Here is a 14,403-nt window from a genome sequence, read left to right on the forward strand (position 1 = left end):
ATAAACATTTAAAGTTTTTTTAACTTTTAGTGGTTTCTAATTCTTATTTAGAGTTAATAAAAATTATATTTGCCCCAAAATTACACTATTAGAGATTATTTATGAAAAAGATTATTACATTTTACCTGATTATCCTTACAACTTCGGTGGGATTTGCTCAGGAGAAATCAAAAGACAGTTTACAGACTAATAATTTAGAGGATATTATTGTAACGGCAAGCCGAAAAAAAGAGAGTATAAAAGAGGTTGTTTCTTCTATTACGATTGTTGGAGCGAAGAAAATCCAAAATCAGACCTTGGTAAATTCGAATATCGGTAATATTTTGCAATATACAGTTCCGGGTTTAGCGACCGCAAGTAACCAAACTTCAAATTTCGGTCAGACTTTAAGAGGAAGACCATTTTTGGTGATGATTGATGGAATACCGCAATCTACGCCTTTGAGAAATGGAGGTAGAGACCTTCAGGTAATTGATCCTTCGTCTATCGAAAGAGTGGAAGTTATTAAAGGTGCAACTTCAATTTATGGGAATGGTGCCGATGGAGGGATCATCAATTATATTACAAAGAAAAACCATTCTGAGGAAAAAATTAGCGGTTCGGTACAGCTGGGTTTGATCACACAACCCAAAACTTTTGCAGAATCATTTGGTTACAGAGCTTCACTTTCTTTGGCTGGAAAACTAAAAAAACTCGATTACGTTGTTGGTTTTACACAAGAAAGATCAGGAGTTTCTAAAGATGCTAACGGAGTAAACCTTTCGCCGTTTTATAGTTTATCGAATTTAAATACCTATAACGGATTGTTTAAAATAGGATATGCACTAACTGATACCCAAAGGTTAGAGTTCTCGTACATGGGGTATGCTTCAAAGTCATTCTTGGATCAGGACGTTAAGATTGGTAAATGGGGAGAAATTCCAACGATTGGAGTGGAAGCCGGTGGACGTTTGGGAACGCCTGAGGGAACTCCGAGAAACCATAATTTCAGAGTAGCGTATTCGAACTCGGAGATTTGGAACAACACTTCTTTGGATGTTAATGTTTATGCACAGGATTTCAGAACGGTTTATTCGTACGACAGAGATCAGTTTTTAAACGGAGGTCAATCGAATGTGGCTTCACAAAAGAAAGGGCTTCGCGTTAATTTTGATTCCCGTCTTTTTGCTAATGATACCTATAAAGCAGAGATCATTTATGGTTTGGATTTGCTTCAGGATAAAACAGTTCAAAAGTTAGAGGACGGTCGTTTTTGGACACCACAAATGAAAATGGTCAATACAGCTCCTTTTGCCTTAATCAAGTTTGATGCCTGGGGTAAATTTACTTTAAAGGCAGGTGCCCGATATGAAAATATTAAAGTTAAAGCAGATGATTTCAATACATTACCGGTATTAAATGCCAAAAACAATACCTATACCAAAAGTATTTTTGTTCAGGGAGGTAATTTAGATTACAACGCCCTTGTTGGAAACATCGGATTGCGATACAATATTATGCCGGAGGTAAATGTTTTTACAAGTTATTCTCAATCCTTTTCGATCAATGAGGTAGGGCGTATTTTAAGAACGTCTACCGAAAGTGTGATTTCAAAATTACCAACGGATCCTATTATTGTAAACAATTACGAAATGGGTGTGGCCGGAGCGATTAAAAAATGGTTCACCTATGAGGTAACCAGTTTCTGGAGTACCTCACAATTAGGGGCTACATCAATTCAATCAGCTGATGGTTCTTTTGCCATGCAGCGTGCTCCTGAAAATATTTGGGGTTATGAGGCTGTTATGGGCTTTAATCCAACAGAGTTTTTAAGTTTTGGAGGTGCTTTTGCCTGGATAGAAGGGAAGGTTGATAATGACAATAATGGATCGTACGAAAAATATATTAACGGATCCCGAATAATGGCTCCAAAGCTTACTACTTATGTTCAGATTCGTCCGTTGAAAAATTTAGATATTGAATTAAGTTCTTTACATAATTTCAAAAGAGACCGATTTGACCCAAATCCAACCACAAATTTGTATAGTTTTAACGAAGGTCCGGTAAAAAAATATACGGTCTTTAATTTAAGCAGTTCTTATCTCATTAATAAATCATTCCGATTGGCACTGGGAGTGGAGAACTTATTTAATAAAGATTACGCTCCCAATATTGCCTGGTGGCAGGCGAGAGATAAAGATTTTGTGAATGCTCCGGGAAGACGTGCCACTTTACAAATTCAGTATAATTTTTAAATTTAGTAATTTGAAGTGTAATTTTAATATTTCATAACAAAGCCCCTTTTTGATTTCAAAAAGGGGCTTTTATTTTTACAAAGGTTAAAGGAGTCTGTGACTTATAAACTAGGTAAATCTCCGTTTCCTTTGGTTGGTAAATTGGTAGAGCCCATTAAGAACAAATCGACTTCTCTTGCTGCTTCACGACCTTCTGAAATGGCCCATACAATTAACGATTGTCCTCTTCGCATATCACCGGCAGTGAAAATGTGCGGAACATTCGTTTGGTAATTTTTGGCTTTATAGTTGCTTCTCATATCGATTTCCAGTCCTAATTGCTCGCTTAAAGTTTTTTCAGGACCTGTAAATCCTAAAGCCAATAAAGCTAAATCGCATGGCCATATTTTCTCTGAACCTTCTTTTTCGATTAGTTCAGGACGTTGCCCCGGAGTCATTTTCCATTGTACTTCAACGGTTTTTAATCCTACCAGTTCTCCTTTATCGTTGGATAAGAATTCTTTGGTATTGATCAACCAGTTCCTATCACAGCCTTCTTCGTGAGAAGATGAGGTTTTTAACTGTAGTGGCCAAAAAGGCCAGGGAGTTGTTTCGCTTCTTCCAACGGGAGGTTTTGGTAAAATCTCAAAGTTGGTTACCGATTTTGCACCATGCCTGTTAGAAGTTCCGATACAATCAGAACCGGTGTCTCCACCGCCAATTACGATTACATCTTTACCGGTAGCCATAACCTGATCTTGAATTGATTCTCCAAATAAAACTTTAGTCTGCTGAGTTAAGAAATCCATTGCCTGAACAACGCCTTTGCTTTCGATTCCTTTAGTTGGTAAACTTCTTCTTTCGGTTGCACCACCGCACAATACGATAGAATCAAAAGAATTTAATTCGGCTACGCTATAGTTAACGCCAACATTTACATTGGTTTTAAAAGTGATTCCTTCCGCTTCAAGGATTGCTACACGTCGGTCGATAATTCCTTTTTCTAATTTGAAATTTGGAATTCCGTAACGTAATAAGCCACCAATGGCATTGTCTCTTTCAAAAACGGTAACGGTGTGACCGGCTCTGTTTAGTTGCTGTGCTGCTGCTAAACCTGCAGGTCCTGAGCCAATAACAGCAACTGTTTTTCCAGTTCTGGTTTTTGGGGCCTGTGGTTTGATCCAGCCTTCGGCAAAGCCTCTTTCGATGATGTTTTTCTCGATGTTTTCGATGGCAACAGGCTCTTTGATGATCCCTAACACACATGATTTCTCACATGGAGCAGGGCATAAGCGGCCTGTAAATTCCGGAAAGTTATTAGTAGACTGTAGAATCTCTAAAGCACTTTGCCATTCTTCCTGATGTACCATATCGTTGAAATCAGGAATTAAATTTCCTAACGGACAGGAACTGTGGCAAAAAGGAATACCACAATCCATACATCTCGAACCTTGTTCTTTTATTTTATCTTTTGCTAACGGAATCGTAAATTCGTTGTAGTTCGTAACACGTTCTGCAACTGCTATATTACTTTCGTCGGCTCTGTTATATTCTTTAAATCCGCCTATTTTACCCATGACATTTTTAATTAAATCTAAATGATTAAATTCCAAATTCTAGTTTTTAACCGCAAAGAGCGCAAAGGTTTTTTAAAATTCTTTGAGAGTTTTTAAGTTCGCAAAGCTTTGAGGTTGATTTCAATCTAAAATCTAAAATCTGAATTCTAAAATCATTTATCCCGCTATTAATTCTTCTATTTTTTTCTCTTCTGCAATTCGCTGTAATGCTTTTTTGTAATCTGTTGGCATCACTTTTACGAAATTTCGCTGTTCATTTTCCCAGTCTGCTAAAATTCTTTTAGCTAATGGACTGTTGGTGTACAGAGAGTGGTTTTTGATCAGTTTTCTTAGTTTTCTCACGTCCTCGTCTTCGATAGGGTCAAAAGCAACCATTTCCATGTTGCATACCCTTGCATCGAATTGCTGCTTCGGGTCGTACACATAAGCAACACCACCACTCATACCTGCGGCGAAGTTTCGTCCTGTTTTTCCTAAAACAACTACTGTACCTCCCGTCATGTATTCGCATCCGTGATCTCCAATTCCTTCTACAACGGCAGTTGCTCCGGAATTTCTAACACAGAAGCGCTCTCCGGCAATTCCATTAATATAGGCCTCTCCGGTAATAGCTCCGTAAAGGGCAACGTTTCCGATAATGATATTTTCTTCAGGTTTGAAGGTGGCAGTAGGAGGGACTTTTACAATTAATTTTCCTCCTGAAAGTCCTTTTCCTAAGTAATCATTACAGTTTCCGTGAATTTTAAACGACAATCCGTTGGTGGCAAAAGCACCAAAACTTTGTCCGGCAGAACCTTCAAAATCAACTAAAATAGTATCATCAGGTAATCCTTGTGCGCCATAAATTTTTGAGATTTCATTACTCAAAATGGCACCTACGGAACGGTCTGTATTTTTAATTTTAAAGGTAACTCTGGTTTTTTCTTTTCTGTAAATAGACGGAATTGCTTCTTTAATGATATCAAAATCCAATACATTTTCAAGCTGGTGATCTTGTTGTGTTGTGTTGTGATTTGGTACCGTTTTGGCTTTTTCCGGTTTGTATAAAATCGATGATAAGTCTAAGCCATTGGCTTTGTAATGTTGGATCGCTTTGTTCACATTTAATTTTTGCGACTGACCTACCATTTCTTTTAAAGTTCTGAAACCTAATTGCGCCATGATTTCTCTTAGCTCTTCGGCAATAAAATACATGAAGTTGATCACGTGCTCCGGAGTCCCTTTGAAATTTTTTCTCAATTCAGGATCCTGAGTAGCAATACCAACCGGACAGGTATTCAAGTGACAAGCTCTCATCATAATACATCCGGAAGCTACAAGCGGAGCCGTTGCAAAACCAAATTCTTCTGCTCCTAATAAAGCGGCTATCGCTACGTCACGACCCGTTTTTAGCTGTCCGTCACATTCCAGAACCACACGGCTTCTTAAATCGTTCAAGATCAAAGTTTGTTGCGCTTCGGCTAATCCAAGTTCCCACGGAATACCTGTATGTTGTAAAGAAGTTAAGGGTGCAGCACCAGTTCCTCCGTCATAACCTGAAATTAAGATCACGTCGGCTTTTGCTTTGGCAACACCGGCTGCGATGGTTCCAACGCCAACTTCGGAAACTAATTTTACATTGACACGAGCTTCACGATTGGCATTTTTCAAATCGTAAATCAACTGAGACAAATCTTCAATAGAATAAATGTCGTGGTGCGGAGGAGGTGAAATCAAACCTACATAAGGGGTTGAATTTCTGGTTTCGGCAATCCAGGGCACTACTTTTTCTCCCGGAAGCTGTCCGCCTTCACCCGGTTTAGCCCCCTGAGCCATTTTAATCTGGATCTCTTTAGCGTTGGTCAAATAGTTGATTGAAACACCAAAACGTCCCGAAGCTACTTGTTTGATCGCACTGTTTCTCGAATCTCCGTTAATTTCTTTCTGGAAACGTTTTGGATCTTCTCCGCCTTCTCCGGAATTACTTTTTCCGCCAATTCTGTTCATGGCAATCGCTAAGTTCTCATGCGCTTCTCTACTGATGGATCCGTATGACATGGCTCCGGTTTTGAATTTCTTCACAATTTCAGTCCACGATTCTACTTCATCAATAGAAATCGGATCTAAATTATTGAATTCAAATAAACCTCTGATGGTCATTAAGTTTGAGCTTTGCTCATTGACCATATTCGAGTATTCTTTATAGCTTTCAGGACTGTTCAGACGAACAGCTTGTTGCAGTTTAGAAATAGTGGTGGGGTTAAACATGTGTTTCTCTCCACCGCGTCTCCATCTGTAAATACCTCCAATTTCAAGAGAAAGTAAGTTGGCAATTTTTGAATTTGGAAATGCTTTTTGGAAACGTTTCTTCACTTCTTTTTCGACTTCCATCAAACCAATTCCTTCGATTCGTGATGGGGTGTAAGGGAAGTATTTTGAAGTAAAGGTTTTGTTTAGACCTAAAATCTCGAAAATCTGTGCCGCTCTGTACGAATGTAAAGTAGAGATACCAATTTTGTTCATGATTTTAACGATTCCTTTTGCAATGGCTTTGTTGTAATTTACAATCGCGTAATCTGCTTTTACACCTTTGATGAAGCCCTGATTCACCTGATCGTGAATGATTTCGTTTACCATGTATGGATTGATCGCACTTGCTCCGTATCCGAACAGTAAAGCAAAATGATGCGGTTCACGAGGTTCTGCAGATTCAATTATGATTCCGAATTTTGAACGAACCTGTAAAATATTCAAAGAGTGATGAATGTACGAACAAGCCAATAACATTGGTATTGGAGCCAGTTCTTCGCTTACGCCTCGGTCTGATAAAATAATGACATTGCATCCTTCAGAAACGGCCTTAAAGGTGGCCTCAACACATTTTTCAAGTGCACGCTCCAGTCCGTTAACTCCTTTTTCTATTTTATATAAGGTAGAAATAGTAGCCGATTTGAAATCAACGTGGTCAATGTTTCTGATTTTATCCAAATCCTCGTTGGAAATAACCGGATTTTGGATTTTTAGTTTTTTACACTGCTTAGATTCAATTTCAAAAATATTGAAATCACCGCCAATGGCTAAACTGATATCGGTAATGATCTCCTCACGAATACCGTCTAAAGGCGGGTTAGTCACCTGTGCAAACAATTGCTTGAAGTAGTTGTACAACAACTGCGGCTGGTCTGATAAAACAGCCAAAGGCGTATCGTTACCCATAGAACTGATCGCTTCGGCTCCCTGACCTCCCATTGGGTTGATGATGGTTTTTAAATCTTCAATCGTGTAGCCAAACAACTTTTGTCGGGTCAGGAAATCCAGTTTTTCAACCGGAGTTGGGTTGTTGGTATACGGTATTTTAGATAAAGGCAATAAGTTAGCATCGATCCATTCTTTGTAAGGGCGTTTGGTAACGATGGATTTTTTTACCTCGTCGTCTTCGATAATACGGCCTTCGTTCATATCTACCAGGAACATTTTCCCAGGCTCTAAGCGACCGTGCTGAATCACATCTTCAGGATCGATATCCAAAACACCAATTTCTGATGACATGATGACAAAACCGCTTTTGGTTAAGGTATAACGTGATGGACGCAATCCGTTACGATCTAATAACGCACCAATGACGTTACCGTCTGTAAACGGAATAGAGGCAGGGCCATCCCAAGGCTCCATAATACAAGCGTTAAACTCGTAGAAGGCTTTTTTCTCCGGAGACATGGTCTGATGTTTTTCCCAGGCTTCAGGGACCACCATCATCATGGCTTCCGGTAGGGAACGTCCTGTCATTAATAGAAGTTCTACTACCATATCCATAGAAGCAGAATCTGATTTTCCTTCTAAGATAATTGGGAATAGTTTTTTGATATCATCGCCAAAAATTTTGCTTTGCATCAATTCTTCACGGGCGCGCATACGGCTAACGTTTCCGCGAAGCGTGTTGATTTCACCGTTGTGACACATGTATCTAAACGGCTGTGCTAAGTCCCAGGATGGGAATGTATTGGTAGAGAAACGTTGGTGCACTAATGCCAAACGAGTCACTAAATCGGGATCTTTTAAGTCAACATAATAACGGCTGATGTCTTCCGGCATCAAGAGACCTTTATATATTATGGTAGTTGTCGATAAACTAGAGAAATAAAACATGTGGCTTTCGGAGGTTTTAGATCCTCTAATGGCATGCTCGGCAATTTTTCTAGCTGCAAAAAGTTTTGCATTAAATTCATTTTCAGTTAAATCCTGACCGTTTTTGCTAACAAAAACCTGTTTAACTGTTGGTTCTTTTTCTGCGGCGATTTGCCCTAAATTTTCTACTTCAACCGGTACATCTCTCCAACCCAGAATCTTTAAATTTTGATCCTTAATAGTCGATTCGAAAGCGTTCATACAAAAAGAAACCTGGTTTTTGCTTTTTGGTAAAAAAAACATTCCTACTGCATACTCACGTGTTTCAGGGATTTCAAAATCACATACTTTTTTAAAAAAATCATGTGGGATGTCGAATAAAATTCCAGCTCCGTCTCCAGTTCTTCCATCAGAACTAACTGCACCACGATGTTCCAATTTTATTAAGATATCCAATGCTTTGTGAATAATATCATTTGATTTAATACCATTCAAATTACAAATAAATCCTGCACCACAATTGTCGTGTTCAAATTCAGGCAAATAAAGCCCTTGTTCTTTAACTTTCATTCTTGATATTTTTTTTACAAAAATAGAGATTTCGTTAAACATAATGTATTGAAATTGCGATTTGGCTTTCATTTTTGTTGTAATATTAGAAAAAGACTTCTTAATTGATAATAATGTTATTTTGACCATTGCGAATTATTAAAATGACAATACGGACTAAAATATAGTATGAAAAATCGCTGTAAGACTAATAAATACGGTGGTCTTTTTGTTAAATATCAAACGTTTTAGTGATTTCTAGTTAATATTAACAAATTATTTATTTAACCATTTCTTTGCTTTCAAAAAGAATAAACGTTTCGTGCATATCACTCTCGTTTTTTAATTGAAAAAGATTTTACTATTAAGTTGATTTTTGCTACTTTTGTCGCACTTTTATTCTGAAATAAATTCAGAACCAGACAAATTCTATATTATGAACATACACGAATATCAAGGAAAAGAAATTTTAGCAAGTTACGGAGTACGCATTCAACGCGGAATTGTGGCTAACAATGCGGTTGAAGCTGTGGCTGCTGCAAAACAATTAACTGCCGAAACGGGTACAGGATGGCATGTGATAAAAGCACAAATTCACGCAGGTGGACGTGGAAAAGGTGGTGGAGTGAAGTTGGCTAAAAACTTGCAACAAGTTGAAGAAATTGCTGAACAAATCATTGGAATGCAATTGATTACTCCTCAAACTTCTGCTGAGGGTAAAAAAGTAAACAAAGTTTTAGTTGCTGAAGATGTTTACTATCCTGGTGAAAGCGAAACTTCTGAGTTTTATGTTTCTGTTTTATTGAATAGAGGTACAGGACGTAACATGATTATGTATTCTACTGAAGGTGGAATGGATATCGAAGAAGTTGCTGAGCATACACCACACTTAATTTTTACAGAAGAAATTGATCCAACTGTTGGATTACAAGGTTTTCAGGCAAGAAGAATTGCTTTTAACTTAGGTCTTTCTGGAAATGCTTTTAAAGAAATGGTGAAATTCATCGATTCATTATACAACGCTTACGTTGGTTCTGATGCATCTATGTTCGAAATCAACCCGGTTTTGAAAACTTCAGATAACAAAATTATGGCTGTTGATGCTAAAGTAAATATCGATGATAATGCTTTATACAGACAAGCAAAATATGCTGAGATGAGAGATATCCGTGAGGAGAATCCAATCGAGGTTGAAGCTAAAGAAGTAGGATTGAACTATGTAGATCTTGACGGTACTGTAGGTTGTATGGTAAACGGAGCTGGTCTTGCAATGGCAACTATGGATTTAATTAAATACGCTGGATTTGAGCCTGCTAACTTCTTAGACGTTGGTGGAACTGCTGATGCAAAACGTGTTGAAACAGCTTTCCGTATCATCTTAAAAGATCCAAACGTAAAAGCTATTTTGATCAATATCTTCGGAGGAATCGTTCGTTGTGACCGTGTTGCTCAAGGTGTTGTTGATGCTTACAAAAACATGGGTGACGCTATCAATGTGCCAATTATCGTTCGTTTGCAAGGAACAAATGCTGAAATTGCAAAAGAATTAATTGACAACTCAGGTATGCCAATTTTATCAGCTGTTCAATTTCAGGAAGCTGCTGACCAAGTTAAAGCTGCTCTTTCTTAATTCAATAAGAAATCAATTGATATAGAAAATCCATTCCGAAAGGAGTGGATTTTTTTGTTTTTATAACCGCAAAGCACGCAAAGATTTACGCAAAGTTCGCAAAGTTTTTTTTGCCACGAATTCACGAATTATTTTTGATAATCTTTGAGAACAAAAATTCGTGAATTCGTGGCTATTTTAAACAAATTGCTTTGCGAACTTTGCGTTTCTATTGACAATGCTAAGTTAAATTCTTAGCGCCCTTTGCGGTTAAATGATTCCTGACTATTTTAAAACCGCTGCCAGTTCTACAATTTCAAAATCGGGATTGTGTTCAACAAATTCCCTGATCATAGCAGTATGTCCGGCTCCTAATAAAACCATGATTTTGTCGTCTTTACTTTCGGTTAGTTTTTGAATTAAAGCATACATATATAGGTTTCTTCTGTACCATTCCGAAACTAAGTAAGCCCCCACAAAATCGTCCGTTTTGCCTCCTTTAGTAGCCGTTTCAACATACCAGCCAATATTGTCTTCATTCGATTTTTTAGTATTGATATCTAACAGTAGTTCAGTCAGTGAATATTTGGCAATTTTTTCATTTTGACTCTTTTCATAATATTTCATCGTTTCTTCATTCTTTTTGATTAGATCAAACTGACCGGCGGCTGTCATCCCTTTTACAAGACTGTCATATGGAAAGTCGGTGTTGTTGTAATCAATGGCATATAGCTTTTTATGGCCTAGTTTTTTAGCTGATCTTAAAGCGACTTGTACAATTTCATCTGATTGTTTATGAAGTAAACTGTCCGTATTTCTATTGTAGAATTTGTCCAGTTTGTCTTGTTTTTGGTAGTTCCATTCGACAAAGATTTTATCCGGACCAAACTTTTTAATTTTATTGGTGATGTTCTCCAGTTCCTTTTGACTTCTGTCTGACATCACATTAAAGCTGTTGATTTTAGCAACGTCAAGTCCCGGGTTTTCAAAATGGAAGGTTCCAAGTAAGAGTACTTGTTTTTTCTTTGACTGTCCGGAAACGGTATTAAATGCGATAACAGCAAGTAATAGTAAGGTGATTTTTTTCATGATGATTGGTTTTTAAATTCAGGACAAATGTAGCATAGGGTTTCAGGTGAAATTTTAGTTTTTGATAAACGTCAAATTTCAGATTACAAACCTTGAGAATCTGCGGTTGAAAAATTTGGTGTATCGTTTTTAATGGTTCGTCACCCAAAAGAGAGGTTTTGTATAAATATAGTATCCATATGAAGTCATAGTTGTATTTTTGAAAGGACAACAACATTATTATGAAGCTAAAAATACCATTGTCTTATCATATCTTTCTTTTTTTGGGATTGTATATCACCTTTAATCTTTGGGAAATTGGGATAAACAATCGGGATCTGGATCTTGTATTCAACAGGATTTCCTTTATGTTTAACATTAGTTTTATAGTGGTAATCTTTATTGTCTACTTTCTGAATTTTCATACTTTCTGTAAATGGTTTTTAAACAAAAAGAAAATTCTCTTGTTTGTGATTAGTATTCCTATCACCTTGTTGATTTTTGCAGCAATACGTTATTTTGTTCAGGAAGTGATACTGTATGAGCTTACCGGAATTCATAATTATGCAAAAGAAACCAGAGAGATCAGCTATTATATTAAGGATAATTTTTTCTTTGGCCTGCCTGCTGTTATTTTGAGCAGTCTGGCTTATCTGTTCTTTCATTTTCAGGAAACGCAAAAACAAAATCAGGAATTAGTATTAGAAAATAAAAAGGCAGAACTCCAAATGTTGAAATCGCAGGTGAGTCCGCATTTTTTGTTTAACACCTTAAATTCCTTTTACAGTCAATTGGTTTTGAAAGAGGATGAAATGGCTTCGGATATTTTGGTACTTTCGGATTTGCTGCGTTATGTCATTACAGAAACGGAGAAAGATGAGGTATTGCTTTCCAAAGAAATTCAGTTTGTAGAAAACTACATTCATTTGCAGAAAAAAAGATTTGAAGATCAGCTTTACCTGGATTTTGTAATTGATGGTGATTATGCATCAGAAAAGATTCTTCCGTCGGTGCTGGTGCATTTTATTGAGAACGTTTTCAAACATGGAAAATTGAATAAAGAAGAGGAGAAAGCGGTTATTGCTATCGTAATAAAAGAAAATTTTTTAGAGCTTTCAACGTTTAACTATAATGGTGCAGGGGAGAATTATTCTTCAACCGGAATTGGTTTTGATAATCTTAGCAAACGTTTAGAGCATGCTTATAAAGGCGAGTTTACACTCGAGAAAATAGCAGAAAAGAATACCTTTAAAACCTATTTAAAAATACCATTAAAAAAGTAATATGAAATTGAAGTGTATCATTGTTGATGATGAGCCGCCGGCAACGCGTATTCTGGAAAATTATATCGGGAAAGTATCTTTTTTGGAAAAAACAGCTGTTTTCAATGATGCGTTGAAAGCATTGGAATTTCTAAATACGCATAGTGTTGATGTTATTTTTCTGGATATTCAGATGCCGCAGCTAACGGGTTTGCAGCTTTCGAGAATCATTTCTAGAGAGATAAAAGTAATTTTTACAACGGCTTATCCTGATTTTGCTTTGGAGGGATTCGAATTGAATGCTGTAGATTATTTACTAAAACCAATCGCTTTTGAAAGGTTTTATCAGGCGGTTTCCAAACTAAATGGGGATTCAAAAACAGAAGTTGTATCGAATAACCATTCGGCTGAATTTATTTTTATTAAAACTGACGGAAAAAATAAATTTATAAAGTTGTTTTTAGAGGAGATTTTATATGTAGAAAGTCTTCAGAATTATGTTTGTATTCATACGTCGAATCAGCAAATTATCACACATTCATCCCTAAAAAATGTTGTTGAATCACTGCCCGAAAATGGTTTTGTTCAAATTCATAAATCGTATGTGGTAGCTTTAAAACATATTGAGTCAACAGATAATTTTTCGGTTTTTACAAATGGGAAAGAACTCCCGATTGGGGCAACTTTTAAAGATGCTTTTTTTGAGAAAATAGAGGAGAATAAAATTTAACCGCAAAGGGCGCAAAGTTTTTTTTAGATTGCGTTTCGTAACCGCAAGGAGCGTAAAGTTTTTTTCTTAGATTGCGTTTAGTAACCGCTAAGTTCGCAAAGTTTTTTCTTAGATTGCGTTTCGTAACCGCAAGGACCGCAAAGTTTTTTTCTTAGATTGTGTTTAGTAACCGCAAAGGGCGCAAAGCTTTTTTAGATTGCGCTTAGTAACCGCTAAGTTCGCAAATTTTTTTTCTTAGAAAGTGCTTAGTAACCGCAAAGGGCGCAAAGTTTTTTCTTAGATTGCGTTTCGTAACCGCAAGGAGCGCAAAGTTTTTTTCTTAGATTGTGCTTAATAAACGCAAAGTTCGCAAAGCTTTATCCATTATAGCTTTGCGAACTTTGCGTTTGTATAGATTCTTATAGTTAAAAAACCTTGCGCTCTTTGCGGTTAAACAAACAGTACTATTTTTTATTCTTACCGTTTTTATATACAACTTTTTCTACCACTACTGGTTTTCCGTTGCCTTTTGGGAACTCTTTCTTCTTAGGTCTTTTATCAGCTGAACTTGATTTTGAAGGGCTTTGATCGCCTCTTGCTCTTTCAGAATCTTTAGGAGCAGCTTTAAATTCAGGTCTGTCCTTTGTGCTGTCTTTCTTTGGAATCTGAGCTTTATGCTTGGCTAAAACATCATTTGGGTTTTTAGGATTTTCTTTCGTTCCTCTTAAATGAATTACCAGTCCGTTTAAGAAATTACGCAAAACCTGATCACCACACTCCATGTAATTCTCATGATCTTCGGCTCTAAAAAAAGCGCCCAACTCTGATTTTGAAATTCTAAAATCTACTAATTCTAAAATTTCTACTATTTGGTCGTCACGGAGCATCAAAGCCACGCGAAGTTTTTTTAGGATATCGTTGTTTGTCATTTTTTGTTTTTTAGTTTCAAGTTTGTTTTTAGTTTCAAGTTCCCACAATCTTCGTCGGAATCACAAACTATACACTTAATTTTTTACAAAGGTACATTTTAAAAGTAATTATTATGATACAGGGTGTTTTAATTTTTTTTACAACGAATTGTAAGAATTAAAATTAGAGCGCAATATAACTAGTGAAAATTAGTGTATTTGTGGCAGGTTCTTTGGCTTTTATTTAAAATTACAATCGTTTGAGATATTTATTAATTGATCTAAATCGGACTTTAATGGATTGGCTGTAATTACAATTCGATTTAGAGTTACTGTCTTTTTTTGTATTTGAAACTGGCAATAATAATTTTGTTGGATTCTGGTATTTCGATTAGGTTTTCATC

Annotated in this window: 8 protein-coding genes; 4 read left to right on the forward strand and 4 right to left on the reverse strand. The window is 36.7% G+C overall.

The annotated features are described in order from the left end of the window. Nucleotides 1–101: 101 nt before the first annotated feature. Complete coding sequence (locus tag JO950_RS06630) at nt 102–2,234, forward strand: TonB-dependent receptor (protein ID WP_202701933.1); 2,133 nt, start codon at nt 102–104, stop codon at nt 2,232–2,234. Between the two features lie 101 nt (nt 2,235–2,335). On the opposite strand, the gene JO950_RS06635 is transcribed toward JO950_RS06630, so the two are convergent. Both JO950_RS06635 and gltB read right to left on the reverse strand, forming a co-directional pair. Further along, a complete protein-coding gene (locus JO950_RS06635; protein ID WP_202701962.1) occupies nt 2,336–3,790 on the reverse strand; it encodes a glutamate synthase subunit beta in 1,455 nt (484 codons plus the stop codon). Between the two features lie 156 nt (nt 3,791–3,946). Beyond that, nucleotides 3,947–8,464, reverse strand: a complete 4,518-nt coding sequence (gene gltB, locus JO950_RS06640; protein WP_202701934.1) for a glutamate synthase large subunit — start codon at nt 8,462–8,464, stop codon at nt 3,947–3,949. 415 nt (nt 8,465–8,879) lie between these two features. Between gltB and sucC the strand changes: the two genes are divergently transcribed. Next, nucleotides 8,880–10,073 carry an ADP-forming succinate--CoA ligase subunit beta gene (sucC, locus tag JO950_RS06645; RefSeq protein WP_173967052.1) on the forward strand — a complete coding sequence of 398 codons (1,194 nt, stop codon included), beginning with the start codon at nt 8,880–8,882 and terminating at the stop codon, nt 10,071–10,073. 264 nt (nt 10,074–10,337) lie between these two features. Here sucC and JO950_RS06650 read toward each other — a convergent pair whose 3' ends face one another. Beyond that, entirely contained in the window at nt 10,338–11,141 is an 804-nt protein-coding gene (locus tag JO950_RS06650; protein WP_202701935.1) for a DUF5694 domain-containing protein, read from the reverse strand. Between the two features lie 221 nt (nt 11,142–11,362). Between JO950_RS06650 and JO950_RS06655 the strand changes: the two genes are divergently transcribed. Continuing rightward, nucleotides 11,363–12,403, forward strand: a complete 1,041-nt coding sequence (locus tag JO950_RS06655; protein WP_202701936.1) for a sensor histidine kinase — start codon at nt 11,363–11,365, stop codon at nt 12,401–12,403. A gap of 1 nt (nt 12,404) precedes the next feature. Continuing rightward, nucleotides 12,405–13,112 carry a LytTR family DNA-binding domain-containing protein gene (locus tag JO950_RS06660; RefSeq protein ID WP_202701937.1) on the forward strand — a complete coding sequence of 236 codons (708 nt, stop codon included), beginning with the start codon at nt 12,405–12,407 and terminating at the stop codon, nt 13,110–13,112. Between the two features lie 443 nt (nt 13,113–13,555). Here JO950_RS06660 and JO950_RS06665 read toward each other — a convergent pair whose 3' ends face one another. After that, nucleotides 13,556–14,020 (reverse strand): DUF1456 family protein, encoded by a 465-nt coding sequence (locus tag JO950_RS06665; RefSeq protein ID WP_202701938.1) that lies wholly within the window; start codon nt 14,018–14,020, stop codon nt 13,556–13,558. Between the last annotated feature and the right edge of the window lie 383 nt (nt 14,021–14,403).

Source organism: Flavobacterium sp. UGB4466, assembly GCF_903469665.1.
GTDB lineage: Bacteria > Bacteroidota > Bacteroidia > Flavobacteriales > Flavobacteriaceae > Flavobacterium > Flavobacterium lipolyticum.

What these genes read in the sequence shown, in the direction of transcription:
- JO950_RS06660 (WP_202701937.1), top strand. Translation starts at nt 12,405, where the DNA reads ATGAAATTGAAGTGTATCATTGTTGATGATGAGCCGCCGGCAACGCGT.
- JO950_RS06635 (WP_202701962.1), bottom strand. Translation starts at nt 3,790, where the DNA reads ATGGGTAAAATAGGCGGATTTAAAGAATATAACAGAGCCGACGAAAGT.
- gltB (WP_202701934.1), bottom strand. Translation starts at nt 8,464, where the DNA reads ATGAAAGTTAAAGAACAAGGGCTTTATTTGCCTGAATTTGAACACGAC.
- JO950_RS06665 (WP_202701938.1), bottom strand. Translation starts at nt 14,020, where the DNA reads ATGACAAACAACGATATCCTAAAAAAACTTCGCGTGGCTTTGATGCTC.
- sucC (WP_173967052.1), top strand. Translation starts at nt 8,880, where the DNA reads ATGAACATACACGAATATCAAGGAAAAGAAATTTTAGCAAGTTACGGA.
- JO950_RS06630 (WP_202701933.1), top strand. Translation starts at nt 102, where the DNA reads ATGAAAAAGATTATTACATTTTACCTGATTATCCTTACAACTTCGGTG.
- JO950_RS06650 (WP_202701935.1), bottom strand. Translation starts at nt 11,141, where the DNA reads ATGAAAAAAATCACCTTACTATTACTTGCTGTTATCGCATTTAATACC.
- JO950_RS06655 (WP_202701936.1), top strand. Translation starts at nt 11,363, where the DNA reads ATGAAGCTAAAAATACCATTGTCTTATCATATCTTTCTTTTTTTGGGA.